Raw genomic sequence first — 25,116 nt, 5'->3', positions numbered from 1 at the left:
CTCGCGTTGACGATCGAGCAGGTCATTCAGATTTCGCAACTCGCGATCAACACGACGCTGGTGGTGAGCACGCCCGTGCTCGTCGCGGGTCTGGTGGCCGGTCTTCTGATCTCGGTCTTCCAGGCGGTCACGCAGATCCACGAGATGACGCTCACCTTTATCCCCAAGATCATCGCGGTCGGCATCGCGACCGCCATCTTTTTCAACATGATGATGAACGCCCTGCTCGATTTCACGGTTCAGATGCTCACGACCTTTCCCGACTACATCCGGTAGGAGCGCATGGACCTGCCGATCGTCTCCGCCGCGCCGATCATCCTGATCCTGCTCGTCATGAGCCGGGTGCTGGCGCTGGTGTCCATGCTGCCGCTCACCGGCACGTTTTCGGTGTACGACCCGGTCAAGGTCGGGCTCGGACTGTTCATGGCACTCGTCGTCCTGGCGTTTCGCGGCGTGAACACCGATGAACTTCCGCACGACCTTCTGAGTCTCACGGCGGCGATGGGCGGCGAGATCCTGCTCGGCCTCGCCATGGGTTTCACCGTGCGCGTCGCCATGGAGGCGGTCAACATCGCCGGCGCGATGGCCGGATTCCAGATGGGGTTCACCATCGCGAACGTCGTCGATCCGGTCACGGGCGATCAGGTGTCGGTGATCGCCACGTTTCAGATGCTCGCCGCCGCGCTGATCTTCTTCATGAGCGGCCTGTTCGACGGATTCGTCGAGGGCGTGCTGCGCAGCTTCGAGATCGTGGGGCCGGGCCTCGCGCAACCGGGCGCGGCGGCTTTCGAGTCCTTCACGGCGTGGGGCGCGGCCATGTTCGTCAACTCGCTCGCGATCGGCGCGCCGTGGATCCTCGTCCTGCTCGTCACCAAGATCGGGTTCGGCCTCGTGGCGCGAACCTTTCCTCAAATGAACGTCTTTTTCGTCGGGTTCCCCGTCACCGTCGCGCTGGGCCTCGTCATCATCTCGATCGGCATGCCCATGTTCTATGCGTCGGTGGCATCGGTGCTCGGCGACACGCCCGGGCAGTTCTGGACGCTGGTGAAAGCGTCCGCGCCCGGCGTGCAATAGGAGATTCGGTTGGCCGACGACGCCGAAAAAACCGAACAACCGACCGGGCGAAAGCTGGAGAAGGCGCGCCAGGAAGGCAGCGTCATCCAGTCGCAGGAGATCCCGACGGTCGTCGTGATGACGACGGCGCTCGCGGTCTTCGCCGCGTTCGGCCCGTGGATGGGAGGCCGGATCATCGCCCTCATGCGCGAGGCGTTCATCACGGCGAACGCGAATTTCACCGCCGAGACGTGGCTCGGCGCGATGGTTCCCTTTCTCTTCGACACGGCGCTGCTGCTCACTCCCATCGTCGTCGCCGTGGCGATCTTCGGCACGCTCTCCTACGTGGCGCAGTTCGGGTTTCTAGCGTCGTCCGAGGCGATCACGCCCGATCTCAACCGGCTCAACCCCATCTCCGGCATGTCGCGGTTTTTTTCGCTGCGCGCCTTCATGGACATGATCAAGGGCTCGGCCAAGGTCGCGGCGATCGGGCTCATCGTCTATTTCGCCATTCGCGACGACATCGGCGCGTTCCTCGACAGCGCGGGGCAGGGCGCCCAGGGCATCATGGAAATCCTGTGGGACAGCACCTTCGGCATGACCGTGAAGGTCATCATCGCGATGGCCGTCATCGCGGTGATCGACTACGTCTTTCAGCGGTACGACTACCTCGAAAAACAGAAGATGACCCGCCAGGAGGTCAAGGACGAGTTCAAGAACATGGAGGGCGACCCGAAGGTCAAGTCGCGCATCCGCCGCTTGCAGGTCGAGATGGCGCAGCGCCGCATGATGCACGAAGTCCCGAAAGCCGACGTGGTCATCACCAACCCCACGCACGTCGCCGTGGCGCTGCGTTACGACCGCGGCAAGGATCTCGCGCCCGTCGTGATCGCCAAAGGCAAGGGTTTCGTGGCGCTGCGCATCCGCGAGGTCGCCGAAGCGAGCCGCATCCCGATTCTCGAACGTCCGCCGCTCGCGCGTGAACTCGAGAAATCCTGCAAGCTCGGCGCGTCGATCCCCGTGCACCTGTATCAGGCCGTCGCCGAGATCCTCGCGTACATCTACAGCATGAACCGCCGTCAGGGGGCCGCGTGAGCGCCACGGAAGCCATCGCGGGAAAACCCGCCGCCGCGACCATGTCGCCGGTGGTGCTGGCGCTCGCGGTCGTCGGCATCCTCATCGTGATGATCCTGCCGGTGCCGACGGTCCTGCTCGACCTCCTGCTGACGGTCTCGATCACGCTCTCCATTCTCATTCTGCTCGTCGCGCTCTACACCGAGTCGCCGCTCGAATTCTCGTCGTTTCCCACGATGCTCCTGATGGCGACGCTCTACCGCCTCTCGCTCAACGTCGCCTCGACCCGCCTGATCCTGATGAAGGGTTCCGAGGGCACCGACGCGGCGGGACACGTGATCCAGGCGTTCGGCCAGTTCGTCGTCGGGGGCAACTACGTCGTCGGCGTCATCGTCTTCATCGTGCTCGTCGTCATCAACTTCGTCGTCATCACCAAGGGCTCGACGCGCATCGCCGAGGTCGCCGCCAGGTTCACTCTCGACGCCATGCCCGGCAAGCAGATGGCGATCGACGCCGATCTCAACAGCGGTCTGATCGACGAAAAGACCGCGCGCACGCGGCGCACCACGATCGAGCGCGAAGCCGACTTCTACGGCTCGATGGACGGCGCGGCGAAGTTCGTGCGCGGCGACGCGATCGCCGGAATTATCATCACGCTCGTCAACATCATCGGCGGATTCATCATCGGCGCGGTACAGCAGAACATGCCGGTCGCCGAAGCGGCGAGCGTGTACACGATCCTGTCCATCGGCGACGGTCTCGTCAGCCAGATCCCGGCCCTCGTCATCTCCACCGCCGCGGGCATCGTCGTCACGCGCGCCACCGGAGAAGCCGACCTCGCGGGCTCGCTCGCCAACCAGATCATGGGCAAGTCGCGCGTGTTCCTCGTGACCGCGGGAATTCTCGGATTCTTCGCGATCGTTCCCGGCTTGCCCATGGCGCCGTTCCTGCTCCTCGCCGTCGTCATCGGCCTCGCGGGATACCGGCGGCGCGTCGAGGAAATCGAGGCCGCGCGCGCGCCGATCATCGACGAGCGCCCGGCTGACACGCTCGTTCCCGACCGCATGGAAGACCTGCTCACGCTCGATCTCGTGGAACTCGAGATCGGGTATGGACTCATCAATCTGGTGGACCGCGATCAGGGCGGCGAGCTGCTCGACAAGGTGCGCGCCATCCGCCGCCAGTATGCGCAGAAGATGGGCCTCATGATTCCGCCCATCCACATCCGCGACAACTTGCAGCTCAAACCCGGGCAGTACCGCATCCTCGTGAAAGGCGTCGAGGTCGGCGGCGGCGAGCTGATGGTCGATCGCTTCCTCGCGATGGATCCCGGCACCGTGGACAAGCCCATCGACGGCATCCCCACCGTCGAGCCGGCTTTCAAGCTGCCCGCCGTTTGGATTCGCAAGCCCGACCGCGAGAAGGCGCAGTTCTCGGGGTACACCGTCGTCGATCTCGCCACGGTCATGACCACGCACCTGACGGAAATCTTCCGCACGCATTCGCACGAGCTGCTATCGCGGCAGGACGTGTCCGAGATGCTCGACAACTTCGGCAAGAAGTATCCCAAGGTCGTTTCCGAGCTGTCGCCCGCGATGGTGAATCTCGGCATCGTGCAGAAGGTGTTGCAGAATCTCGTGAAGGAAGGCGTGCCGGTGCGCGACCTGCTCACGGTGCTCGAAACGCTCGCAGACTGGGCGCCGGTGACGAAGGACGCCGATATCCTGACCGAGTACGTGCGTCAGGCTCTCTCGCGGACGATCACCGATCTGTATTCGACGAACGACGGCACGGTCGCGCTCATGACGCTTGCGTCGCGGCTCGAAAACAGCCTGACCGACGCGGTGCAGACCGCCCAGGGCACGTCGTTCCTCAACATCGATCCGGACACCGCTCAGCGCCTCATCAAGTCGCTCGAAAGCGCGGCGGGCAAATTCCAGAACATCGGTCAGCAGCCGATCCTGCTGACGAACCCCGTCCTGCGCGGACACCTCAAGCGATTCCTCGACAAGTTCCTGCCGTCCTGGTCCATCCTTTCGCACAATGAAATCGACACACGGGCGAAGATTTACTCGCTCGGCACCGTGGAGGCGTGACGATGCAGACGAAATCATTCCGGGCGCCGACGATGAAAGACGCCATTGCGCTCGTGAAGGCCGAGCTCGGGCCCGAGGCCGTGATCCTCACGACGCGCTCGGTGCGTTCGCACAAGGGATTGCTCGGCCGCGTCGAGATCGAAATCACCGCCGCGCCCGATCCGCAGCGCGCGGCGCGCGCGGCGAAAGCGGCGGAGCCGGCGGCGAACTCCCCCGAAATTTCGACGACCGCAGAGCCGCGGCCGGACGATCTCGCGCGGCGTCTCGCGGCGCTCGAATCCTCGGGCGCCGTCGATGCGCTGCGCGCGCGTGTCGACCGCATGGGCGAGCAACTCGACGATGTGACCCGCCTGCTCGCGCGATTGACCGAGGCGGGCGAAGTTCCGGCGGTGGCGGAAGTGTCCGCGCCGGTCGCACCCGCCGTTTCGCGCGTGTACGAATCGATACTCGCTCGGCTCGTGGACCGGGGCGTTGCCGTCGATCTCGCCCGTGACATCGTCGCCGAGGCGGCGTGCGCCGATTTCGAGGCGGACGAGTTCGAGGTCCTGCCGCACATCGCGGGCGCGATCATGAATCGCATCAAGGTGAAGGACCCCTTCGCCGGCGCGAAGGGGCAAACGGTCTGCGCGCTCGTGGGGCCGACGGGGGTCGGGAAGACGACAACCCTCGCGAAGCTTGCGGCGGGGCAGGTGCTCGATCGGCGCAAGCGCGCGGCGTTTCTGACGGTCGACACCTTTCGCGTCGGCGCGGTCGAGCAGCTTCGCGTGTACGGCCGCATCATGGATGTGCCGGTCGAGATCGCCGGCGACGAGCGCGACCTGGCCGAAAAGATCGCGCGACACGCGGACAAGGACGTGATCTTCGTCGACACCGCGGGCGTGGGGCAAAAAGACCGGATGATGCTGAATAAAATGGCCGCGTATTTCGCGGGGAACGCGCGATTCGAGACGCACCTCATCGTCTCGGCAACGACGCAGTATCGCGATCTCGCGGATATCGCCGAACAGTTCCGCATTTTTTCGCCGTCCTCGCTCATCGCCTCGAAACTCGACGAGAGCAACGCGCTGGGCGGCGTGTTCACGCTCGCCGCGACGCACGCGTTTCCGCTGAGCTGGTTCACGATCGGGCAACAGGTGCCCGACGACATCGAACCCGCCACGGCGGAGCGCGTGGTGGATCAACTGCTGGGAATCACGGCGCACTGAACGCCGACGGGATGGCCATGGATCAGGCTGCGCAGCTTATCGAGAAGGCCAGGGAGGCCCAGGAACGCCGTGTCCGGTCGGGACGGCCTCGTCCGGCGGGGGCGGTGCGTGTCATCGCCGTCACGAGCGGCAAGGGTGGCGTGGGCAAGACCAACATCACCGCGAATCTGGCGATCGCGCTCGCGAAGCGCGGCCTCCGCGTGCTGGTGCTCGACGCCGACCTCGGGCTCGCGAACATCGACGTCATCCTCAACATCACGCACAGCGCGAATATCGAGCACGTGCTCTCGGGAGAGCGTTCGTTGCGCGACGTGGTGATCGACGGACCCGGCGACATCAAGGTGCTGCCGTCGTCGTCGGGCGTCGAGCGTCTCACGCATCTGGGCGAGGACGAGCGGCTCAAGCTGATCTCGGAGTTCGAGGCGTACGAATCCGAGGTGGACATCCTGCTCATCGACACCGGCGCGGGAATCAGCCCCAACGTCATGTACTTCGCGTCGGCGGCGCAGGCGGCGATCGTCGTGGCGACGCCGGAGCCCACCAGCATCACCGACGCGTACGCGGTGATGAAGGTGCTCTCGACGAACTACGGCGAAAACCGGTTCTTCCTGCTGCCCAACAACGTCTCGGGGGAGAAGGCCGCGCGGAAGATCTATCAGGACCTCACGGGTGTCGCCGAACGGTTTCTCAACATCTCGATCGACCTGCTCGGTTTCGTGCCGACCGATCCCAACATCAGCCGCGCGGTGCGTCGCCGTCATGCCTTTGTGCTGGCCTATCCCGAATCCCCCGCGAGCGAGGCGATCGATCGTCTCGCAGACCGCGTGCTCGCGTTGAAAGTGCCCTCGGGGCCGAAGGGAAATCTGCAATTCATGTGGCGCAAGACGCTGGACCTGTTGTAAGGATCCTCGATGAACGCCTCATCACGCCGAATTGTCTCGACGATCTCGCTCGGATCGTTTATGGTGGCGGCCACGACGGGACTCGTGTTCTCGGTGCCGCCCGGCGCGATCCTGCTGCGTTCACTCGCGGTCGGAGCGGCGCTCGGTGCGCTTTCCGCCGTGGTCGCGTGGGTTTTCGAGAGGATCTGGACGAAATGAGCGAGGCATCGCGCGCGGTCGATGACACGACCCGTGCCGAGTTGATTCATCAATACACGCCGCTGATCAAGCTCGTCGCGATGCGGATTCTGCGCCGTTTGCCGCCGCAGATCGAGCTGGACGATCTGATCAATACCGGTGTACTCGGCCTGATGGACGCCATCGACAAGTTCGACCCGTCGCGCGACATCAAGTTCGCGACCTACGCCGAATATCGCATCCGCGGCGCGATTCTCGACGAACTGCGAAGTCTGGATTGGGTTCCGCGTTCCATTCGCCAGCGCCTCAACGACCTCGAACGCGCCATGGAAGAAATGGCCGCGAGGCACGGCCGCCCCGGAACCGACGACGAACTCGCCGCGCACATGGGCGTGACGCACGAGGAACTGTTCGAGATGTACGACCAGGCGAACGGCGTCACGCTGGTCAGCTACGACGATCTCGCGGCCAAGAAGGGCCAGGGCGCCGTTCAGCGCAAGGTGCAGGACTATTTTCGCGAGCCCCACGAACAGGACATCATCAGCCTGCTCAACCTGCGTCAAGTAAAAAACCTCGTGGCCGAGGCCATCGACGAGCTGCCGAAAAACGAGCGTTTCGTGGTGAGCATGTACTACTTCGACGAATTGACCATGAAGGAAATCGGGCTCGTTCTCGGCATCACCGAAAGCCGCGTCAGCCAGATCCACAACAAGGCCGTCCTGCGCCTGCGGGGAAAGCTGAAGCGCCACCTCGAGGATGCTTCCTGAAAAACCGGTTACGGGTCGTTGATCCGATCCGCGGGACAAGGTAGTCTGAACCACGGCACGGAACATCCGGCGTCCGTATCGTCGGAAACCGGTCGGTTGGAGCGCGCGGGCGCGCGCGGAGCGGTCCGCGGGGTCGTGCGGTACTCGGGAGAAAGGCTCGCATGAGCGCGAATCCCAATATGAAGATCATCGCCATCGATGACTTCTCGACGATGCGGCGGATCATCAAGAACCTGCTCAAGCAGGCGGGGTACGAAAACGTCTTCGAGGCCGAGGACGGCCAGAAGGCCCTCGAAATCATCCGCGCCGAGAAGGTCGATTTAATCATCAGCGACTGGAACATGCCGAAACTCAACGGCTTCGACCTGCTCAAGATCGTCCGGTCCGATCCCGATCTGCGTCACATCCCCTTCGTCATGATCACGGCCGAGTCGGAGAAAGAGAAGATCATCAAGGCCGTGCACGCCGGCGTAACCGACTACATCGTCAAGCCGTTCACCGCCAAAACGCTTCAGGAAAAAATCGCGAAGATTTACGAGGGCTGATTTTTCTCGACGCATGAACCGGCGGTTCCTGGCAGAAAAATCAGAATATTTGGACCCAATTCGCACATTTCGCGCAATTGTTGCGTCTTCCGCTATTCAAGTCGGAAGATTCTGCCGATAGCGTGATCGAGGAGTCCGGCCTATGGCCAACATCGGTGTCGCGCAGATCATTTCGTCCGCACCGCTGATCGACCGCGTCCAGTCGGTCCATCAAGGGCAGGGCGGCACCGCGAACCCGCAGGTAGCCGAAGCGCTGATCAAGAAAAACGCCCGCGCGAACGAACAGGTGAAGCCGCCGCCCACCGCCGAGCGCGTGACGATCCGCGACGAACGCCCCAAACGCGAAGGCAAAGACAAAGGCGACGGCGAAGACGACGAAGACGATGACACGAACGAAGCCCCTCGTAAACGCATCGACATCACGGCCTGATCCCCGCATACTTTCCGCATGCCCATCGAGATTCACCTGCCGCTGCGCGATGCCGCGAAAGCGGGTACGACACGTCCGGCGCACGACGCGCGGATCGACGTGCGCGTGCTGCGTTCGGGCGGCGGCAAGCTCGAACTCGAAATGCACGGGCGCACCTTCGAGGTCGTGGACCCTGGCGGACTGACTGCGGGAGAGCGATTCACCGCGCGGATCGAGCGGACCGGAACGCATCTGATTCTGCGTCGGGCCGATACGGTCACGACCTCAGCCGAGGCGCAGGGCGCACCAAATGCGCTCGGGCGGCCGGGCATGGGAGTCGCCGAGCGAGCCCTCGCGATCTTGAGCGACACGCTCTGGAAACTCGACCCCGGCGGAGAGGCCGGCGCGCTCTTCGCGTCCCTGCGTTCCCTGCTCGTGGACCCCGTCGCCGATAAATCGGCCGACGCGGGCACGATCGCGATGCTGTTTCAGCTTTTCGGCGTCGACGAACCCGGCGTGATGGATCGGTTGCGCGGATTGACCAAAGGACCGGGTCCCTCGAAGGCTCTCGCGCGTCTGTTGGCCCTGCCGAAGAGCGCATGGACGCTCGAAGGCGAATCGCCCGGCAAGACGATCGACGCGATCCGCTCGCGCCTTGCCTCGCTTTCGGGATGGCTCGAGTCGTCGGAAACCGCGAATCGGCTGCTGCGTTCGCTCGACCAGCCGCTCTACGTGCAATGGCCGCTGCTCGGCGGCGACGAAGCGCCCGTGCGAATGACATATCGGCGCGGGGAGAAGGACGCCGAGGCGGGCGCCGACGTGCACGGGCACATCGTGGAGATGATGCTCGACACGTCGGGGCTCGGCGAGGTGCGTTTCCGGCTCGCGGCGATGCCGGGCATCGACCTGACGGTTCGCGCGCGCGCCGAAGCCTTGTATGCCATCGAACCGCACCGCGAGGCACTGACGTCGGCGCTCACGGCGCTGGCCGAACCGGTGGTCGTGCGATTCGCCGAACTCACGGACGACGAAGAGCCTTTTCCCGATCTCACGCATCTGCTGGCGCGCGCCCGCGGCGAAGCCGGACGCGTTCGGATGACGGTATGACCGACGACGAACGCGACAAACTTCCCGAGAAGACGAACGCGGACGGAGACGGCGAAGGGACCGAGCGTCTTCACGCCGCCGCGCTGAAGTACGAACCGGGCAAGGACTCCGCGCCACGACTTGTCGCCAAGGGTTTCGGCAAGGTCGCCGAACGCATCCTGGAACTCGCGCGCGAACACGGAATCCCCATCCACATCGATCGCGATCTCACGGGATTTCTCGCCAAGCTCAAGCTCGACGCCCCCATTCCACCGGAGCTCTACCGCGCGGTCGCCGAGGTGCTGGCCATCCTCTATCGCGCGAATCGGGAGGCTGCGGGCCGCGCGTCGGGTCTGACGACGAAGCCCTGAAGCTGGCCCGCCCCGGCAAATCTTGCCCCCCGAACGCCCGGCCGCGCCTTCGCCGAACGGTCCGACGCGCACAAATAGACCATATTAATCAATGAGTTATGCTGATTTGTCGTTTGGCACCCCGATTGCTTCAGTCCCACGTGGAGTCATCGGAGGCCGCCATGAGCAATGCGATGTGGGCTGCGGTTTTGGGCAGTCGAATCGAGACGCAGCGTCTCGATGTCGTCGCCAACAATCTGGCCAACGCCGACACGGCCGGCTTCAAGGCCGACGCGTCGGTCTTTCAGTCGCATCTCGACTACATCTCGCGGCGCGACTTCGACTTCTCGCGTCGTTCCCTCAAAAACATCAATCGCTATCTCGATTCGGCCACCGATCAGAACCCCGGTCCGATCATGAGCACGGGCCGGGCGGGCGATCTGGCGATCGAGGGCAGCGGCTATTTCGTGGTCCAGTCGGAGCGCGGCGAGGCGTACACCCGCGCGGGAAATTTCCGGCTCGATATCGAGGGCAATCTCGTCACCGCGTCGGGCGATCCGGTGCTGGGGCAGGGCGGCCCGATCACCCTGCCGGTCGGGGCCGAGTTCGAGGTCCGATCCGACGGCACCATCGTCGTGGGCGCGGAGGAGATCGACCGTGTCCGCATCGAGGACGTTCAGGACCCGCGTCAACTCCGGAAGATGGGCGCGTCGCTATTCGTCAAGTCGGCGTCCGCCGCGATCAACGCGGAGCCCGATTATCAAATCATCGACAAAGCCCTCGAAGGCTCGAACGTCAACGTCATGCGCGAAATGGCCGTGATGGTGACGGCGGGTCGGCAGTACGAGGCGTTTCAGGCGGCCATTCGCACAATGAGTCAGGTCAATTCGCGTGCCGGCGAAACGCTGGCGAAGGCTTAACGGGCACGCGCCCAGGTTAACGGGGAGAAACGCGCCATGATGCGGGCACTCTGGACATCGGCCACGGGCATGCAGGCCCAGCAGCTCAAGATCGACGTGATCGCCAACAACTTGGCAAACGTGAACACCACGGCGTTCAAACGCAGCCGTGCGGACTTCGAGGATCTGCTGTATCAGACGCTTCGCGCGCCGGGCGGCGCGACGGCCGAGGGCGTGACCTCGCCGGGCGGTACGCAGGTGGGTCTCGGCACGCGCACCGTCGCGGTTTCGAAGATCTTCCAGCAGGGCGAGGCGCAGCAGACGACGAACGAACTCGATCTCGCCATCGAGGGTCCGGGGTTCTTTCAGATCACCCGGCCGAACGGCGAGATCGCATACACGCGCGCCGGCAATTTCAAGGTGAATAACGAAGGCACGATCACCACCGCCACGGGCGATCCGCTCGAGCCGTCGATCCAGATTCCCGAGAACACCCTCAACATCACGATCGGGCAGGACGGCACGGTATCGGTGATCCTCGACGGCGAAACCGAGGCGCAGGAGATCGGCACCGTTCAACTCGCGCGATTCATCAACCCCGACGGACTGCGCTTCATCGGCCACAACCTGTCGGTCGCCACGGGCGCGTCGGGCGACCCGGTGACCGGCGTTCCGGGAGAGGAAGGCTTCGGCGAGATCTCGCAGGGATTCCTCGAAGGCAGCAACGTCAATCTGGTGGAGGAGATGGTGCAGATGATCGTGGGGCAGCGGGCGTACGAGACCGCGAGCCGCGTCATCACCACCGCCGACCAGATGCTCCAGGCCACGAGCCGCATCGTTTGAGGTTGTCTTGAAACGCGTCGTCGCCATCGCCTTGTTCGCCGTCGTCACCACCCTGGTGGGTACGGCGACGATTGCGAGCGCGGCGGAGCTGGCGGTGCGCGAGCGTATCGAAGCGCACGGCGACCGCGTGCTGCTCGGCGACCTGATTCTCGCGGGATTGCCGGCGGAGCTGGCGGATGTCTTCGTCGCCAAGGCCCCGCCGCTGGGCGACGAGCGCGTGCTCACGGGCTCGTTCATCGCCGGGCGCATCCGCCAGGCGGGCGGGCGGGACTTGGCCGTGCGTATTCCGGCGCAGGTCGTGATCTCGAGCCCGGCGCAGACGATCAGCGCCGATGCGCTGCGCGCCGAGATCGAGACGCAGCTTCGGCAGCTCGCCGGCGATCCGAATCTTCCCGTGAAATTTCCCGCGAAGGTCCGCGATGCTCTCGTCCCGCCGGGGGATGTGACGATCCGTTGCGAATGGCCGGACGGCGTCCCCGTCGCGGGCCGTCGGCCCGCCACGGTGCGCATCGCGGGCGCGGGCTTCGAGAAAAAAATGATGATCGACGTCGAGATCGACACCCCTCAACAGGTGGTGGTCGCGAAAAACGCGATCCCCAAGGGCCGCGCCGTGACGAGCGACGACATTCGCATTGAGCCCGTTTCGGCGAAACGCGTGCGCGGCCGCGTGGCGCGCTCGCCCGATATGGTCGTCGGTCGCGTGGCGCGCCGGGCCGTGGCGAACGGCGAAACGCTGCGCGAGGACGCGCTGACCACCGCCGCGGTGATCCGGCGCGGCGACGTCGTGAAGCTCCAGGTCGTGTCGCAGGGCGTGCAACTGACGGCGTTCGCCGTCGCCCAGCGTGAAGGCCGCGAGGGCGAGACCATCGACGTGCGGAACATGGACAGCGGCGTGATCGTCAAGGCGCGGGTGCGCGACGCGCACACCGTGACCGTGGAATTGTGAGGCGACGATGCGCGAAGCGATGAAACGTGCCATCGAAATGACCGCGGCGATCGCGTGCGCGTGCCTGCTCGTCGCGGCGAGCGCGGGCTGCTCGTCGAAGAAGCCGCCCAGCGCGAGCGCGACCGGGTATTCGGCGGTCGATTTTCGCGCGACCGACGCGCGCACCGTGTCCGCCCCGGCGAGGCACGGGTCGTCGTTGTGGGTCGAGAATAATCCGAACAACTACCTGTTCAGCGACCACAAGGCGAAGCAGGTCAACGACGTCATCACCGTCAACATCCTCGAGCAGTCGGACGCCAAGGGAAAAGCCGACACGAAGACCGACAAGACCTCGACCATCGGCGCGGGCGTGGACGGCTTCTTCGGCATGGAGCAGATCGCCGCGCGGCGAAATCCCAACCTGAAGCTCGACACGCTCGTGGGATCGAAAGTCGGCACGAAGTTCGACGGCAAGGGCGAAACGTCGCGCTCGGGCAAGCTCGTCGGCACCATCTCGTGCATCGTCGTCGACGTGATGCCCAACGGAAATCTCGTCATCCGCGGCGAACGGCGGATGAAGCTCAACGACGAGGACTACGTGATGGTGCTGTCCGGCCTCGTCCGCCCGCGCGATGTGGACGCGATGAACTCGGTGCCGTCCACGCTCGTCGCCGACGCGCGCATCGAATACGTCGGTGAGGGCGTGCTGGCCGACAAGATGAAGCCCGGCTGGTTCGCGCGCGCGTTCGACAAAGTCTGGCCTTTCTGATGACGCGAACGCGCGGCGGGCACACCCGACGCGCGACGGAGATGCGGGACATGGCGCGAAAACTGACGACGATCGGAATCGCGATGCTCGCCCTGGCGGTGGCCGCCGACGCGTACGCCGTGCGAATCAAGGACGTCGCCACGATCGAGGGCGTGCGTACGAACAAGCTCGTGGGCTACGGCCTCGTCGTCGGCCTGCAAAAAAGCGGCGACGGCAACTCGGTGAAGTTCACCAAGGCGTCCATCTCCAACATGCTCGAAAACATGGGCGTCACCGTTTCGCCGAACGACGTAAAGAGCGGCAACGCGGCATCCGTCATGGTGACCGCGGAACTGCCCGCTTTCGCGCGTCAGGGCATGAACATCGACGTGTCGGTCAGTTCGATCGGCGACGCGAAATCGCTGCAGGGCGGCACATTGCTGCTCACGCCGCTCAAGGGCTCCGACGGCCAGATCTACGCGGTCGCGCAGGGGGCGGTGTCGGTCGGCGGATTCGCGGCCGAGGGTGCCGGTGATTCGGTGACGAAGAATCATCCGACCGTCGGTGCGATTCCGTCCGGCGCGATCGTCGAACGCGATCTGCCGTACGAGTTCAACGCACAGGGCGATCTGCGTCTTTCGCTCACCACCGGCGACTTCACGACCGTCGCCGCCGCCGCCGCGTCGATCAACGAGCAGATCGGCGCGACCGTGGCCCAGCCCCTCGACGCCCGCACCATCCGCGTGCAGGTGCCCGAGTCGTACCGACAAAACGTCGTCGCGTTGATGGCGCAGATCGAGAACATCGACATCGTCACCGACCGCGTCGCCAAGGTGGTCGTCAACGAAAAGACGGGCACCGTCGTCATGGGCGCCAATGTGCGGATTTCGACCATCGCCATCAGCCACGGAAACCTGCACGTGCGCATCCGGTCCACGCAGAACGTCAGCCAGCCGGCGCCGCTCTCCGGCGGTCGCACGGTAGTGACGACGCAGGGCTCGGTGTCCGCGGTCGAGGACCCCGGCCAGCTTTTCGTCGTCGAGTCCGAGCCGACGATCGGCGACCTGGTGCGAGCGCTCAACGCGGTCGGCGTCACGCCGCGCGATCTGGTGGCGATTCTTCAGTCGATCAAGTCGGCGGGCGCGCTCGAGGCGCAGTTGGAGATCATCTGATGAACGCCGTTTCGTTCGATCCTCTCGGTCCGACTCCGGAAGCCGCGACGCGTCCGCAACCTCCGGTCGTTTCGGCGGCCGATGAGAAGGACGCGGCGGCATGGAAGGTCGCCGAGGGTTTCGAAACGCTCTTTCTCCATTCGATGCTCAAGCAGATGCGCGCGACGACGTTCGAGACCGAGGATTCCATCGGCACATCGCATGCCACGCGGATGTACCAGTCGATGTTCGACGAGAAGGTCGCGGAGGTCGGCGGACACGCGCGGCAGTTTGGAATCGCCCGGATGCTTCACGATCACTTGGTCAGGAAACCGGCGATTTCGGATTTTTCCGCCATCGAAAAAACGTCAAATTTCCGACGATATGAAGAGTTGCTCGATCCGACTCCACGTGTGGGGCGGATCACGGATCTGATGCGCGACTGAAAAATTGACGCGGGGGACTTTAGTCAAGTCCCTGAATTGTCGATCTTTTACAACCTGGAAGAAGGCGCATACGGGCGAGCGGTTTTTCCACAAACCGCACGAAATTTCCGTCCGGCGACAAAATCACGACGTTTTTTCTCAAGTCTTCTTGCGTTTTGCCGATAGGTATGGCAGGACGCCAGAGAGGCCGGACGCAGAAGCGGCAGGACCTCGCGGCTGGAGGACAGACATGAAAGTCCAAGGCGGAAATCACCCCCTGAATGTGGATCCCCGACTGACTTCGGCCGCGGGTGCGGCGAACGAAGCGGCGAAGGAAGTCGCCAAGGCCGACCCGGCGGCAACCCTGTCGGTTTCGAAGTCGGCGGCCAGTCTGAGCGGGGTGAAGGAAGAGCTCGAGCGGATTCCGGAGATCCGCGCCGAGAAGGTGGCGCAGATCAAGGCTGAGGTCGATGCGGGCCGTTACCATCGCCCGGCGGCGGACATCGCCGAGAAGATGATCACCAGCTCGCTTCAGGAATCGCTCTACCATTAATCCCCCCGAATTCGCCTTCTTCCGACGCGTTCCGAATGATTTTCGGAACGCGTCGTCGATTGTCCGCCCCGCGCGCCCGTTGAATCGGTCAAACCCGACGATACGGTGCGGCGGAGGCGGTCGAAGGAGGCCCGAATGAACAAGCTGATTGCGGCCACGCACGAGATTCTCTCGCGGCAGCGCGACGTTTACCGCGACATGCTCGCGGCGATGCGCGAGTCCGCGGACGCCATGCGTGCGTACGACACGACCCGGGTGGACGAACTCAACAAAGTCGTCGAGACGCTCGCGCTGCGCGCCAAAGCGCTCGTCGAGGCGCGTTTCATCGTGAATCGACGTCTGGCCGAATCGCTCGGCCTCGATCCCGCCCGGATCGGCATCGAGCGCGTCGCGGGTCTCGCGTCGCCGACGGTTGGCGCGGCGATCCGCGCGCTGGTCGATGAGATTCAATCTCTCGTGCCCGACATCTCGGCGCAAAACGAAGAGAACCGATCGCTGGCGCAGTCGTCGCTGCTGGCGGTGCGGGGCCTCGCGCGTCTCATGCGCCAGACCGTGGAGCAGCCGGTCACCTATGGCCCGACCGCCGCTGTCCGGCGTTCGGGGGCGACGGCGGGCCGGCTCCAGGGGAGGCTCTAATGGCGGGGATCTCCGGCGTCCTGTCGATCGCCTCGCGCGCGCTCTGGGCGTCCCAAATGGGCGTCGAGGTGACGAGCCACAACATCGCCAACATGAACACCGAGGGGTACATCCGCCAGAACCTCGTGCTCGCGCCCGAGGTGCCGATCCAGTCGGCGGGCCTGTTCCTCGGCACGGGTGTCCAAGTCTCCGACATCAGCTCGGTGCAGGACCGCTATCTCAACTACCAGATGTTCGTGGCCACGTCCCTGTTGGGGTTCCGCAACTCGGAGAGCGACGGCCTCACCACGTTGCAGGAGATCTTCAACGAGAGTGACGAGGTCGGACTGTCAGTCGATCTCGGCGACTTCTTCGCGTCGTGGCAGGACCTGTCGGCGAACCCGGAAAACGAAGCCCCGCGCGTGGGCGTGGTGGGCGCGGCGCGGGTGGTGGTGAACCAGTTTCACCTGATGAACGAGCGCCTGCGCGACGTGCAGAACTCGGCGAACAACGCCGTCAAGGACTACGTGACGCAGATCAACAACCTCGCGCGGCAGATCGCGGAACTCAACGACAAGGTCGCGGCGATTGAAGTCTCCGGCCAGAGCGCGGGCGATTTCCGCGCGACGCGCACCCAACGGATGAAGGAACTGGCGGAGCTGGTCGATTTCCACACCTTCGAGGACAGCCGGGGGCAGGCGACGATCATCCTAGCCGGCGGATCGCCGCTCGTCGAATCGAACGCGGTGGGATCGCTGGAACTCACGGGCAACGTCGACGGGTTCTACGACGTGCAGTTTGTCTCGGCGGGCGGGCAAGCGAACGATATCACCGCGGGCATTTCCGGCGGAAAACTCGGCGGCGCGCTCGTCACTCGCGACACGCATGCGCGAAACCTGATCGACCGGCTCGACGAGATGGCCTACGAGCTCGTGAACGCGGTCAACACGCAGCACGCCGTGGGATTCGGCCTCAACGGATCGACCGGGCTCGATTTCTTTGCGCCCCTGGCGTCGTCGGCGGACGCGTCGCGCATGATCGAGGTCGATGCGCTCATCACCGCCGATTCGAACAATATCGCAGCGTCGGCGTCGGGTGCACCCGGCGACAATCAGAACGCGATCGCCGTCTCCGCCATCGAGAACGCGCTCATCTTCAACGGCGGAACCTGGACGTTTCAGGACACGTTTAGCTCCATCGTCGGCGAGATCGGCGTGGATGCCCAGGCGGCCATTCGCGACGTGAGCCACCAGCAGACCATGACGAACCAACTCGTAAACCTGCGAGAGAGCGTCGTCGGCGTGTCGCTCGAGGACGAGATGTCGAACCTGATGAAATACCAATTCAGCTACCAGGCGGCGTCGCGGCTGTTCACGGTCGTCGACGAAATGCTTCAGACGCTGTCGGAACTGCGTTAACGGGAGATCTCCATGCGCGTCACCACCGCCCAACTTTTCGCCAACGCCTCGATCAACGTGAATCAGAACCGCGAGCGCTACATGAACGCGCAGGAGGCGTTGATCACGAACAAGAAGGTGAATCGCCCGTCCGACGATCCCGTCGGCGCGGCGCGGATCACCGGGACGCGCAACCAGATCGGACGCTTCGAGCAGTTCCAGCGCAACGTCGGCTATGCGCGCAACTTTGCGACGCTGATGGAAAGCGCCCTCTCGTCGGTGGCGGACGACCTGACCCGCGCGCGCGAACTGGCGACGGACATCAACGGCGGAACGGCCGCGACGACCGACTTTCAGGCCGCCGCCGCGGAGATCGCGGGGATTTTCCAGAGCGTGCTCAAGAGCGCCAACGCGCGGGACGACCGGCGCTACATCTTCGCCGGATACGAGACCCTCACGCCGCCCTTCGACGGCGTCGGCGCATACTCGGGCGGCACGGGCCAGAGCATCGACATCGAGGTGACGTCAGCCAACTTCGTGACGATCAACCGGGGCGGCGACGAGGTCTTCAAGGGACCGATCGACGTCTTTCAGGTGCTCACCGATCTGGAAGCCGCCATCGCGGCGGGCGATCAGACGCAGATCTCGGCGCTCATTCCGCAGGTCGAAGACGCCATCGAGCAGGTGGTCGGCGCCAGATCGGCGATCGGCGCGGTCACGAGTGCCATCGACCGGGCCGAGAACGCGAACTCGGAGATGAACGAGCTGATGAACAAGATCCTGTCGGACGCCGAGGACGTGGACATCGCCAAGGCGACTGCCGACTTCGCCCTGATGGAGCAAGTCTATCAGGCCACGCTGCTCGTCTCGAACCGCGTTGTTCAACAGAACCTGCTGGACTACTTCTGATCCCGGACCTATAATTTGCGTTCGCCATTGGAGGGCGTCCCGTCATGCTGGTTCTCACGCGCAAGGTCGGCGAATCGATCACGATCGGCGACAACATCCGCATCCACATCCAGGAAGTCCGCGGAAATCAGGTCAAGATCGGCATTCGCGCGCCCGCGAGCGTCGCGGTGCATCGCGAGGAGATCTATCTGCGCATTCAGGAAGAAAACAAACAGGCGGCGGCGGTGACTCCCGACATGGTGAGCGCCGCGCTGGCGCGTTTCAAGACGCGCAAGGTCGAAGGAGCTAGCCATGAGTGAACTTCACAACAACGCTCCCGACCCGACGCCCGCTCCTCCCGCTCCGCGAGTCCGCTTTCACACGTCGCGATTCGGCGACATCGACGTCGAGATCGGTCGCGCCATCAAGATCCCCGGTGGGTTGCTCGGCTTTCCCGATTCCGCACGCTACGCGTTGCTGGAACCCGATCAGGATTCACCGTTCTGGTGGCTCCAGTCGCTGGACGAGGGTGACCTCGCGTTCGTGGTGACCGATCCGATGACGTTCTTCCCCGAGTACCAGGTCGATGCACGCGCGGAGGAACTCGAGGCGCGGGGCATCGTCGACCGGGAGGATCTGGACGTGCTGGTCATCCTCTCCCTCCGGGGCAGTATCGAATCGATGACCGCGAATCTTCAGGGACCGATTCTGCTCAACTCGAAAACCCGCGTGGGCCGGCAGTTCGTGCTCAAGGATTCGGGTTACCAGACCCGCCACCCCCTGTTTCCCGAATTCGACGAACCGATCGCCGAGCCCGCCGAGTAGCCGGGCCGGGCTCCACGCCCGAAATCAAAACGCCCGACCGCGAGTGCGGCCGGGCGTTTTTGCGCTGAGAACCCCTGGCGTCAGGGGATCGGGAGTTCCTCGGTGCCCTCGGGCGCCATCAGGTCGGTGGCCGCGTCCTGCGATTCCTGACGCTCGCGGGCGGAGGCCATGGCCTTCTTCATCTCGGCCTCGAAGACGCGGATGTCGGGGATCGGGTAGATCGTCAGGCCGCCCTGCGCCATCGTCTCGATGACGAAGTTGTTCTCGTTGAAGTTGCGCGATACACGAAACGAGATCGGCAGCGTGCTCGTGATCGAGGTCTTCAGCGTGTAATCGCCGGGTTCGAGGTAGATCGAGAACTTGTTTTCGCGGCGTTCCTTGAGCGTGTCGCTGGTCAGGATGTATCGCTTCATCCCCCGGACGAAATCCCGACGGGCGACGAACACGGTGTACTTGGACGCCTTGGGCTCGCCCGGGAGGATCGCGACCTCGTCGTTGTTGAGCGCGTCAACCACGTCCTGATCGACGTTCTTGCCGTAAAAAGTCACGCGCGTCGTGGCCGAGGTGCTCCAGTACGCGCGGCTGACGTTGATCCATTCGTTCAGGGGGCGATTGTCCTTGGAGTGGTCCAGGCTGACCGCCGCGCCCATGACGTTGGGGTAGATCTCCTTGGCCTTCTGGAAGTAGTCGGTGGCCGCGTTGCCGAAGCCCTCATAGCCCTTGGCGATGCCGAGCAGGGCATAGGAAACCGCGATCGACGGTGCCTCCGGCACGGCCTCGCGCGCTTCGCCGACATTCGACGTCACGCCGATGCGGCCGAGGTCCATCATGTCCGTCAGTTCCGCCTGCTGGTACGACATCGGGAACTCGATGCGTTCCCAGATGATCTCTTCGATATCCTCGACGAGGTCGCGGCGCTCCCACGGGTCCTTGGCGCTGCGAATCTCCTCGACGTTTCGGATGATGTCGTTCTGGAGCCAGCGCATATACGCGATCTTGATCGGATCGCCCTTGGGGGCCTCGCCCTGGGCGAAAGCCATCGCGGTCATGACCGCGGCCAGCGCCAGCGCCACACCCATGGTCCACACGGTTCGTTTCGACATGATGACGACGTCCCTTTCCGGTTCGGTGTCGTGTGATCGTTAACGCGTTATTGAGCCGGAGCGGCCGGGGCGGTGCCGCCCTCGGCCGGACAGATGGCGCCGAACTGGTTCTCGAGCGCCTTCGCCTCGACCTTCTGGCCGAATCCGGTCAGGTAGTTCCAGTACGTGTTGAACGTCCGGCAGAACGTTTCATCGTAACCCGTCGGGGCTTTGCCGCCGTATTTGCGCAGCGCGAATTTCAGGGCGCGCGATCCGCCGGCCAGGCACATTTCCTTGTATTTGCGGTACTGCGTCTCGTTGTTCATGCTCGCCGCCGCGAGTTCCTTGGCGGACTCGGCGAAGATCAGCAGCACCTCGGACTTGCCTTCCCAGTCGAACCCGGCATCGAGCGTGCGATTCTTGAGCGCCACGACGCCCACGTAATTCTTCGTCAGGTAGAGGTAGTAGATGTACCCGGTCAGGCACTGGCCGTAAGATTTCTGAAGCTCAGAGGCCAGCTCGGCGTTCGCCTCTTCGTACCGGTAGAACGACTTGCCCTGTTCCGGCTGCACGCGGTTGACGAGATCCATGATCTGAATACCGCGAAGCGCCTTCAGGAAGCCCTGCTGGTACACCTTCACGAGTTTTTGCTGGTCGTCGGAGCGGTAGCGGCTGCACAGGTATGCGAGGTCGCGGTCGAGCGCGGCCTTGGCTTTTTGCGTGTCCGCCCGATTGCGGGCTTCGGAGTAGAAGAACAGCGCCTTCTGGAACTGCTCCTCGGTCGCTTCGGTTTGGTCGTACTTCTCGGCGTACCGATTGCCTTTGTACCGGTACATGCCGACCTCGATGTCGTTGTCGAAGTAGGTGTACTCGTAAAGCTCCGTCATCCAGAACTTGAGCGTCTCCAGGTTGCCGCGACGCGTTTCGCTCTCACCCTGGTTCGGGTCGATGTTCGTGAACCGGTCGGAGAGCATGCGCAGGCGCGACGCCATCCAGCGCTGCCGGGCGCGGTTGCCCTCGTCTTTGAAAACGCGGTCGATCACGAGATCGACGTAGCCCACCTGATCCGCTCCGTTTCCGATCGTCCAGACGATGATTTGGTCGGACACGGCCGGATTGAAATTCTCTTCGGCGTGACGCATGACGATCGCGTCCCACATCTCGCGCACGGCCTGCTTTTCTTTTTCCGACTTCTCGGCCTCGGTCGGAACGGTGTCGAGCGTCAGAATCCGGCTCTTGCCGAGATCGAACGACGCGACGCCGTCATAGCTCATCTTGAGCGACTGCTCGAGATCGCCCACCGCGCCGGTGATGGACGTCGAGTCCATCTTGTTCGAGCTGTACATGGCCATCTTGGCCTGACCGCAGGCCTTGCGGATGCGGTCGCGGTCGGGATGGGAGTTGATCTTGCCCTCGTTGTCGTTGCAGATCGTCGCGGCCGCACCGTGCTGACCCGAGCGCACCATGTTTTCCAACATTCCGGCGTCGAGTCCGCCACCGGCATCCGGGACGAAGGTCGGCGCGGGCGCGGTGGGAACGGGCACGGGCGCTGACGGCGCGGACGGAGACGGGGACGACATCGACGGTGCGGAGGGCGCTGACGGGGCGGGCGCCGACGGAGCGGACGGAGCCGGCGCCGAAGGGGCCGGGGCCGAGGACACGCCGCCGCCCTTGGCCTTCGCGCACAGCGACGCGAGCTGGCCGTTCGCCGCGACTTCCGCGGCATTTTCGGCGCACATCGCCTGCACTTCCTCGTACATGCCGACTTCCAGAAACGCCTGGAGTTCGGCCGCGTCGAGCGCAAGGGCGTACGTCGCCGACACCAAAGACGCCGCCATCACCGCGGCCATCACCAAAACCTGTCGCTTGATTCCACGTCGCTGCATCGGTTCCGTTCTCCTCGGTCGTCGCGCCCGGGCGGTCAGTCGGCCCGTGCGTCGGCGACGGCTTTGTTGCCGTCCATCGGCAAAGGCCCCGCACCGGGCGGGGCCGCGCCGCGAGTTTTCCGCGCGCTCTTACAGGTCGGGACGGCCGACGATCTCCCGCATGAACACGTCGGTGCTCATCCGGTAGTTGATCGCGCCGAAGCCCGAATACAGGCGGTACACGCGGTAGGAAATGTTCGTGTTCAGCCGGTGCGGATCCGCGCGGAAGCACGAGTTGTAAACGATGACGCCGTTGCCGACGTACACGGCGATGTTGCGCTCGCCGTAGTACTCGGTGAAGAAGACGAGGTCGCCATAAGCGATGTCGAGGGGATTGCGGACCTCGGCGGCATGCCGCGAAACCGCGTTCTCCAGGCTCTCGCCCCGAATGCGGATCTTGTACGGAAGCTGAAGGACATCCTGGATGAACTTCTCGCCGGAGCAGAAGTTGACGCCGCGGTTGATCTGGTCGCGGATCGACGGCGTCACGACGGAGGTTTCCATGATGGAAACAAGGTCCTTGGCCTGGGAGTCGGCGTCATCACCGACCACTCCGCAACCGCCGCGTTCCGCGTCCATCTCGATGATGTAGCTGTACTTGCCCTCGAGGGAGCGGAACCCGATCAGGCCCTTCATCTGCATCGTCCAGAGGCAGTCGTTCAGGTGATCGGCGATCGCGAAGGAGCGCCACGTGGACGACGTGTAGGGCATGTAGCGGTCTTTTTCGTTCTTGAAGAACTTCACGCCGAGCTTCTGCTCGTAGAACTCGAGCGACTTGTGAAGCAGGGCGTAGCTGGGTGGGTCGTTCAGGGGCTCGCGCATCAGGGAGTCCTGGTTGCCCAGGCCCTGCATTTCGGAATCGGGCGACTGCACCTGATTCGCGGCGCAACCGAAAACGGTCAACGCGGCGACCAGCGCGAGGAGGAACGAAACCCGGATCTTCAGAGTGCTTGCCATGTTCAACACCTTCCCTCGAATCGATGTCGTCGCGCCGTCCATTTGTCGGAGCCGGGGCGTCGGCGGATTCCCGCCGGGCGTCCGGTCACCGGCCCGCGATGTAGAGTCTCTTTTCGTCGCGCGTGATGCCGATGAAGAATCGGCCCAGCGGCGTTCCCATGCCGTCCATCACCCCGATGCCGCCGCCGACGGTCAGCGCGGTGTAGTTGAGGCCCCGGAAATACTTTCGGTACGCGGCCATCACCTCTCCATAGTCCACGCGGTCGTCGCCGAACGCGTCGGTGGCCTGCGTGCGGAACTGGGAATCGAGAATGATCTCGGAGCCGTAGGCGAAACGGAATTTCGCGCCGCCGCCGAGCATGATCTCGTCGTTGGTTTCCAGGTCGCCGTTCGTCGGAGAATCGATCTCCTCGGAGTAATCCGGCAGACGCACGCGCGACTTTTCGGCGTAGTACTTGTACCCGCCGTTGAAGACGAGCGTGTACCAGGTACGACCGAAGTCGACGACCAGACGCGGGGCGATCGTCGCGCCGCCATCGGAGAGGAACTGATTGGGCTTGTAGCTGAGCGGGTAACCGAACGTCGTGATGAGCGCCGCGCCGATGCAGCGTTCCTGTCGGTCGATGCCGATGAGCTTGAGGTCGAGGCGGACGTCTTCGAGACCGGTTTCCTCGGTGGGGTCGCCGAGACCCTCATCGTCGCTGAGGTTGGTGCCGGGCAGGTCCGGATTCAGATCGGCGTCGGGGTGCGGATACTCTTCGTCGAAGAATGCGTCGTCGAACTGGCGGTAGGGGATGTAGGACAGCCCGAAACCGACGTTGACGTACTTCCAGAACCCGATGCTGTAGACGAGTTGGGCGGCCGCCTGCGTGGAGATGAGGGTCGCCTCGTCGCCGTCGGGCGGCGCCGCGTAGTCGAGAACGTCCATCGCGACGTCGGCATACACGCCGTACGCCATGCGGAACATGCCGAGCGGCTCGGACCCGTAGGAGACGATCAGGCCGCTGCCGTCCACCGTCGGGGCGAAGTAGTGCAGATTCTTATCGAGAAGTCCCTCGGCCGACGCGGCTCCCGCCACCGCCAGCACCAGACCCATCGCGATGAGTACCCCTGCGAGTCGTCGATAGTTCATCATCCATCCCGGCAAAAAGGCTCACGCCGTACGCGTGTGGTTCCGCATTGGACCGCTTGTCCGAATCGTGGAATCGCGTGGACTTCCGGTGCGTTGCCGCGCGTGCCGAAATCGAGTCTCTCCACGTCGTTCCCGCTCTTCGCGCCGCCGCCGGTTTCTTTGTGCCGATGCCGCTCGCGCCGCGTGCGCCGCGAGAACGGCGCTCAGCGTTTTGAACGGACCTTCAGTCGAAAAAACCGGTGAATCCCCCGCCTCGAAGGGCCGATTACGGACGGCGTATTAAACATACCGGGTCTCGCATTGTCAAGCGCGAAACGGCTCTCCAAATCGTTGAAATTTGCAGCGAAAACCGTCGAGTGATCGGCGAAAAACGACACCGCCGCGCCGACTCAAGGGTAGATGAGATCCGCTTCGCGCTCGACCAGGAAACGGCGGGAGAAATCGTCGCGAAGCGCGTCGTCGATATCGCCGCCCGACTCGATGGCGTGACGTAAACGCGACGATCCCGAAAGAAGATCGATCGCGGGAACGTCCCGAACGAATTCATACGCCTCGCCACGCCAGGCGAAAGACTCCGGAAACCGCCGTCGGACCGCGTCGATCAGGTGAGTGTAGGTGCGCAGCGCGTCGAACACGTCCCGATCGGTCACGTGGACGAAGACGCCGCCGCACGGGACACCCGCGTGTTTCTGAAAACGCGGCTCGAACGTGACAGGACGAAGGACGCACCCCGGCAGATGCCGATCGCGTAGGTCGTTTGCCACGACCGCGCCATCGATGCCCGGCGCGCCGACCAGTTCGAACGGCGTCGTCGTGCCGCGCCCCTCGGAGAGGGACGTCGCTTCGATCAGACATCCGCCCGGATAAACGATGGCTGTCTGTAGCGTCGGCATGTTGGGGGAGGGCGGAATCCACGGCAGATCGGTCTCGTCCCACCACATCGCGCGCGTCCATCCTTCCATCGGGATGACGTCGAGATCTACGTCGATGTCGTGCGCGCGACGCACGTGCCGCGCGATCTCGCCTGCGGTCATGCCGTGGCGCGTCGGCACGGGATACAGCCCGACAAACGACTCGAAACCGCGCT

The 25,116-nt window shown here is 64.1% G+C and carries 29 protein-coding genes; 24 read left to right on the top strand and 5 right to left on the bottom strand.

What is annotated here, in order from left to right; all coding sequences use genetic code 11:
* Positions 1–6 precede the first annotated feature (6 nt).
* The 24 genes from fliQ (at position 7) to IT350_10045 (ending at position 18,933) form a co-directional block, all read left to right on the top strand.
* A complete protein-coding gene (fliQ, locus tag IT350_10160; GenBank protein ID MCC6158404.1) occupies positions 7–276 on the top strand; it encodes a flagellar biosynthesis protein FliQ in 270 nt (89 codons plus the stop codon).
* Positions 277–282: 6 nt separating this feature from the next.
* A complete protein-coding gene (gene fliR, locus IT350_10155) occupies positions 283–1,074 on the top strand; it encodes a flagellar biosynthetic protein FliR (protein MCC6158403.1) in 792 nt (263 codons plus the stop codon).
* Between the two features lie 9 nt (positions 1,075–1,083).
* The gene (gene flhB / locus IT350_10150; GenBank protein MCC6158402.1) at positions 1,084–2,148 is read left to right on the top strand and encodes a flagellar biosynthesis protein FlhB; all 1,065 of its coding nucleotides are present in this window, start codon (positions 1,084–1,086) and stop codon (positions 2,146–2,148) included.
* Positions 2,149–2,189: 41 nt separating this feature from the next.
* The gene (flhA, locus tag IT350_10145) at positions 2,190–4,223 is read left to right on the top strand and encodes a flagellar biosynthesis protein FlhA (protein ID MCC6158401.1); all 2,034 of its coding nucleotides are present in this window, start codon (positions 2,190–2,192) and stop codon (positions 4,221–4,223) included.
* A 2-nt stretch (positions 4,224–4,225) separates the two neighbouring features.
* The gene (gene flhF, locus IT350_10140) at positions 4,226–5,428 is read left to right on the top strand and encodes a flagellar biosynthesis protein FlhF (protein MCC6158400.1); all 1,203 of its coding nucleotides are present in this window, start codon (positions 4,226–4,228) and stop codon (positions 5,426–5,428) included.
* 104 nt (positions 5,429–5,532) lie between these two features.
* Positions 5,533–6,330 carry a MinD/ParA family protein gene (locus IT350_10135; protein MCC6158399.1) on the top strand — a complete coding sequence of 266 codons (798 nt, stop codon included), beginning with the start codon at positions 5,533–5,535 and terminating at the stop codon, positions 6,328–6,330.
* A 9-nt stretch (positions 6,331–6,339) separates the two neighbouring features.
* Positions 6,340–6,528, top strand: a complete 189-nt coding sequence (locus IT350_10130; protein MCC6158398.1) for a hypothetical protein — start codon at positions 6,340–6,342, stop codon at positions 6,526–6,528.
* Positions 6,525–7,274: a FliA/WhiG family RNA polymerase sigma factor gene (locus IT350_10125; protein ID MCC6158397.1), complete on the top strand. Its 750-nt coding sequence runs from the start codon at positions 6,525–6,527 to the stop codon at positions 7,272–7,274. Before IT350_10130 ends, IT350_10125 begins: the two co-directional genes overlap by 4 nt.
* A 161-nt stretch (positions 7,275–7,435) precedes the next feature.
* Positions 7,436–7,819: a response regulator gene (locus tag IT350_10120; GenBank protein MCC6158396.1), complete on the top strand. Its 384-nt coding sequence runs from the start codon at positions 7,436–7,438 to the stop codon at positions 7,817–7,819.
* 142 nt (positions 7,820–7,961) lie between these two features.
* Complete coding sequence (locus IT350_10115) at positions 7,962–8,249, top strand: hypothetical protein (protein ID MCC6158395.1); 288 nt, start codon at positions 7,962–7,964, stop codon at positions 8,247–8,249.
* Between the two features lie 18 nt (positions 8,250–8,267).
* Positions 8,268–9,335, top strand: coding sequence for a hypothetical protein (locus IT350_10110; GenBank protein ID MCC6158394.1), 1,068 nt, complete (start codon positions 8,268–8,270; stop codon positions 9,333–9,335).
* The gene (locus IT350_10105; GenBank protein ID MCC6158393.1) at positions 9,332–9,685 is read left to right on the top strand and encodes an EscU/YscU/HrcU family type III secretion system export apparatus switch protein; all 354 of its coding nucleotides are present in this window, start codon (positions 9,332–9,334) and stop codon (positions 9,683–9,685) included. Before IT350_10110 ends, IT350_10105 begins: the two co-directional genes overlap by 4 nt.
* 161 nt (positions 9,686–9,846) lie before the next feature.
* Entirely contained in the window at positions 9,847–10,584 is a 738-nt protein-coding gene (gene flgF, locus IT350_10100) for a flagellar basal-body rod protein FlgF (protein MCC6158392.1), read from the top strand.
* A 36-nt stretch (positions 10,585–10,620) separates the two neighbouring features.
* Positions 10,621–11,406, top strand: coding sequence for a flagellar basal-body rod protein FlgG (flgG, locus tag IT350_10095; protein MCC6158391.1), 786 nt, complete (start codon positions 10,621–10,623; stop codon positions 11,404–11,406).
* Positions 11,407–11,413: 7 nt separating this feature from the next.
* A complete protein-coding gene (flgA, locus tag IT350_10090) occupies positions 11,414–12,352 on the top strand; it encodes a flagellar basal body P-ring formation protein FlgA (GenBank protein MCC6158390.1) in 939 nt (312 codons plus the stop codon).
* A gap of 7 nt (positions 12,353–12,359) precedes the next feature.
* The gene (locus IT350_10085; protein MCC6158389.1) at positions 12,360–13,100 is read left to right on the top strand and encodes a flagellar basal body L-ring protein FlgH; all 741 of its coding nucleotides are present in this window, start codon (positions 12,360–12,362) and stop codon (positions 13,098–13,100) included.
* Between the two features lie 50 nt (positions 13,101–13,150).
* Positions 13,151–14,251 carry a flagellar basal body P-ring protein FlgI gene (locus tag IT350_10080; protein MCC6158388.1) on the top strand — a complete coding sequence of 367 codons (1,101 nt, stop codon included), beginning with the start codon at positions 13,151–13,153 and terminating at the stop codon, positions 14,249–14,251.
* Positions 14,251–14,676 (top strand): rod-binding protein, encoded by a 426-nt coding sequence (locus tag IT350_10075; GenBank protein ID MCC6158387.1) that lies wholly within the window; start codon positions 14,251–14,253, stop codon positions 14,674–14,676. The genes IT350_10080 and IT350_10075 overlap by 1 nt, the downstream gene beginning before the upstream one ends.
* A 229-nt stretch (positions 14,677–14,905) precedes the next feature.
* Positions 14,906–15,208 (top strand): flagellar biosynthesis anti-sigma factor FlgM, encoded by a 303-nt coding sequence (flgM, locus tag IT350_10070; GenBank protein MCC6158386.1) that lies wholly within the window; start codon positions 14,906–14,908, stop codon positions 15,206–15,208.
* Between the two features lie 135 nt (positions 15,209–15,343).
* A complete protein-coding gene (locus IT350_10065; GenBank protein MCC6158385.1) occupies positions 15,344–15,844 on the top strand; it encodes a flagellar protein FlgN in 501 nt (166 codons plus the stop codon).
* Positions 15,844–17,241 (top strand): flagellar hook-associated protein FlgK, encoded by a 1,398-nt coding sequence (gene flgK / locus IT350_10060; GenBank protein ID MCC6158384.1) that lies wholly within the window; start codon positions 15,844–15,846, stop codon positions 17,239–17,241. The genes IT350_10065 and flgK overlap by 1 nt, the downstream gene beginning before the upstream one ends.
* A 12-nt stretch (positions 17,242–17,253) precedes the next feature.
* Complete coding sequence (flgL, locus tag IT350_10055; protein ID MCC6158383.1) at positions 17,254–18,129, top strand: flagellar hook-associated protein FlgL; 876 nt, start codon at positions 17,254–17,256, stop codon at positions 18,127–18,129.
* Between the two features lie 44 nt (positions 18,130–18,173).
* A complete protein-coding gene (gene csrA / locus IT350_10050; GenBank protein MCC6158382.1) occupies positions 18,174–18,428 on the top strand; it encodes a carbon storage regulator CsrA in 255 nt (84 codons plus the stop codon).
* Complete coding sequence (locus IT350_10045; protein ID MCC6158381.1) at positions 18,421–18,933, top strand: flagellar assembly protein FliW; 513 nt, start codon at positions 18,421–18,423, stop codon at positions 18,931–18,933. Before csrA ends, IT350_10045 begins: the two co-directional genes overlap by 8 nt.
* Positions 18,934–19,013: 80 nt before the next feature.
* Here IT350_10045 and IT350_10040 read toward each other — a convergent pair whose 3' ends face one another.
* From IT350_10040 to IT350_10020, 5 genes are all read right to left on the bottom strand, one after another.
* A complete protein-coding gene (locus IT350_10040; protein ID MCC6158380.1) occupies positions 19,014–20,036 on the bottom strand; it encodes a hypothetical protein in 1,023 nt (340 codons plus the stop codon).
* 47 nt (positions 20,037–20,083) lie between these two features.
* On the bottom strand, positions 20,084–21,901 hold the full coding sequence (locus tag IT350_10035; GenBank protein MCC6158379.1) for a hypothetical protein: 1,818 nt from the start codon (positions 21,899–21,901) through the stop codon (positions 20,084–20,086).
* 129 nt (positions 21,902–22,030) lie between these two features.
* The gene (locus IT350_10030; GenBank protein MCC6158378.1) at positions 22,031–22,897 is read right to left on the bottom strand and encodes a hypothetical protein; all 867 of its coding nucleotides are present in this window, start codon (positions 22,895–22,897) and stop codon (positions 22,031–22,033) included.
* Between the two features lie 85 nt (positions 22,898–22,982).
* Positions 22,983–24,029 carry a hypothetical protein gene (locus IT350_10025; protein MCC6158377.1) on the bottom strand — a complete coding sequence of 349 codons (1,047 nt, stop codon included), beginning with the start codon at positions 24,027–24,029 and terminating at the stop codon, positions 22,983–22,985.
* A 389-nt stretch (positions 24,030–24,418) separates the two neighbouring features.
* Positions 24,419–25,116, bottom strand: a 698-nt coding sequence (locus IT350_10020) for a DUF1343 domain-containing protein (protein MCC6158376.1), incomplete at its 5' end; no start/stop codon positions are given.

This window comes from Deltaproteobacteria bacterium, from assembly GCA_020845895.1.
GTDB lineage: Bacteria > Lernaellota > Lernaellaia > JACKCT01 > JACKCT01 > JADLEX01.
Note: the sequence above shows the minus strand (reverse complement) of the source record. Positions and strands in the feature narration are given on the sequence as shown.

What these genes read in the sequence shown, in the direction of transcription:
- fliR (MCC6158403.1), top strand. Translation starts at nt 283, where the DNA reads ATGGACCTGCCGATCGTCTCCGCCGCGCCGATCATCCTGATCCTGCTC.
- flhA (MCC6158401.1), top strand. Translation starts at nt 2,190, where the DNA reads ATGTCGCCGGTGGTGCTGGCGCTCGCGGTCGTCGGCATCCTCATCGTG.
- flhF (MCC6158400.1), top strand. Translation starts at nt 4,226, where the DNA reads ATGCAGACGAAATCATTCCGGGCGCCGACGATGAAAGACGCCATTGCG.
- IT350_10130 (MCC6158398.1), top strand. Translation starts at nt 6,340, where the DNA reads ATGAACGCCTCATCACGCCGAATTGTCTCGACGATCTCGCTCGGATCG.
- IT350_10125 (MCC6158397.1), top strand. Translation starts at nt 6,525, where the DNA reads ATGAGCGAGGCATCGCGCGCGGTCGATGACACGACCCGTGCCGAGTTG.
- IT350_10120 (MCC6158396.1), top strand. Translation starts at nt 7,436, where the DNA reads ATGAGCGCGAATCCCAATATGAAGATCATCGCCATCGATGACTTCTCG.
- IT350_10115 (MCC6158395.1), top strand. Translation starts at nt 7,962, where the DNA reads ATGGCCAACATCGGTGTCGCGCAGATCATTTCGTCCGCACCGCTGATC.
- IT350_10110 (MCC6158394.1), top strand. Translation starts at nt 8,268, where the DNA reads ATGCCCATCGAGATTCACCTGCCGCTGCGCGATGCCGCGAAAGCGGGT.
- IT350_10105 (MCC6158393.1), top strand. Translation starts at nt 9,332, where the DNA reads ATGACCGACGACGAACGCGACAAACTTCCCGAGAAGACGAACGCGGAC.
- flgF (MCC6158392.1), top strand. Translation starts at nt 9,847, where the DNA reads ATGAGCAATGCGATGTGGGCTGCGGTTTTGGGCAGTCGAATCGAGACG.
- flgG (MCC6158391.1), top strand. Translation starts at nt 10,621, where the DNA reads ATGATGCGGGCACTCTGGACATCGGCCACGGGCATGCAGGCCCAGCAG.
- IT350_10085 (MCC6158389.1), top strand. Translation starts at nt 12,360, where the DNA reads ATGCGCGAAGCGATGAAACGTGCCATCGAAATGACCGCGGCGATCGCG.
- IT350_10080 (MCC6158388.1), top strand. Translation starts at nt 13,151, where the DNA reads ATGGCGCGAAAACTGACGACGATCGGAATCGCGATGCTCGCCCTGGCG.
- IT350_10075 (MCC6158387.1), top strand. Translation starts at nt 14,251, where the DNA reads ATGAACGCCGTTTCGTTCGATCCTCTCGGTCCGACTCCGGAAGCCGCG.
- flgM (MCC6158386.1), top strand. Translation starts at nt 14,906, where the DNA reads ATGAAAGTCCAAGGCGGAAATCACCCCCTGAATGTGGATCCCCGACTG.
- IT350_10065 (MCC6158385.1), top strand. Translation starts at nt 15,344, where the DNA reads ATGAACAAGCTGATTGCGGCCACGCACGAGATTCTCTCGCGGCAGCGC.
- flgK (MCC6158384.1), top strand. Translation starts at nt 15,844, where the DNA reads ATGGCGGGGATCTCCGGCGTCCTGTCGATCGCCTCGCGCGCGCTCTGG.
- flgL (MCC6158383.1), top strand. Translation starts at nt 17,254, where the DNA reads ATGCGCGTCACCACCGCCCAACTTTTCGCCAACGCCTCGATCAACGTG.
- csrA (MCC6158382.1), top strand. Translation starts at nt 18,174, where the DNA reads ATGCTGGTTCTCACGCGCAAGGTCGGCGAATCGATCACGATCGGCGAC.
- IT350_10045 (MCC6158381.1), top strand. Translation starts at nt 18,421, where the DNA reads ATGAGTGAACTTCACAACAACGCTCCCGACCCGACGCCCGCTCCTCCC.
- IT350_10040 (MCC6158380.1), bottom strand. Translation starts at nt 20,036, where the DNA reads ATGTCGAAACGAACCGTGTGGACCATGGGTGTGGCGCTGGCGCTGGCC.
- IT350_10035 (MCC6158379.1), bottom strand. Translation starts at nt 21,901, where the DNA reads ATGCAGCGACGTGGAATCAAGCGACAGGTTTTGGTGATGGCCGCGGTG.
- IT350_10030 (MCC6158378.1), bottom strand. Translation starts at nt 22,897, where the DNA reads ATGGCAAGCACTCTGAAGATCCGGGTTTCGTTCCTCCTCGCGCTGGTC.
- IT350_10025 (MCC6158377.1), bottom strand. Translation starts at nt 24,029, where the DNA reads ATGAACTATCGACGACTCGCAGGGGTACTCATCGCGATGGGTCTGGTG.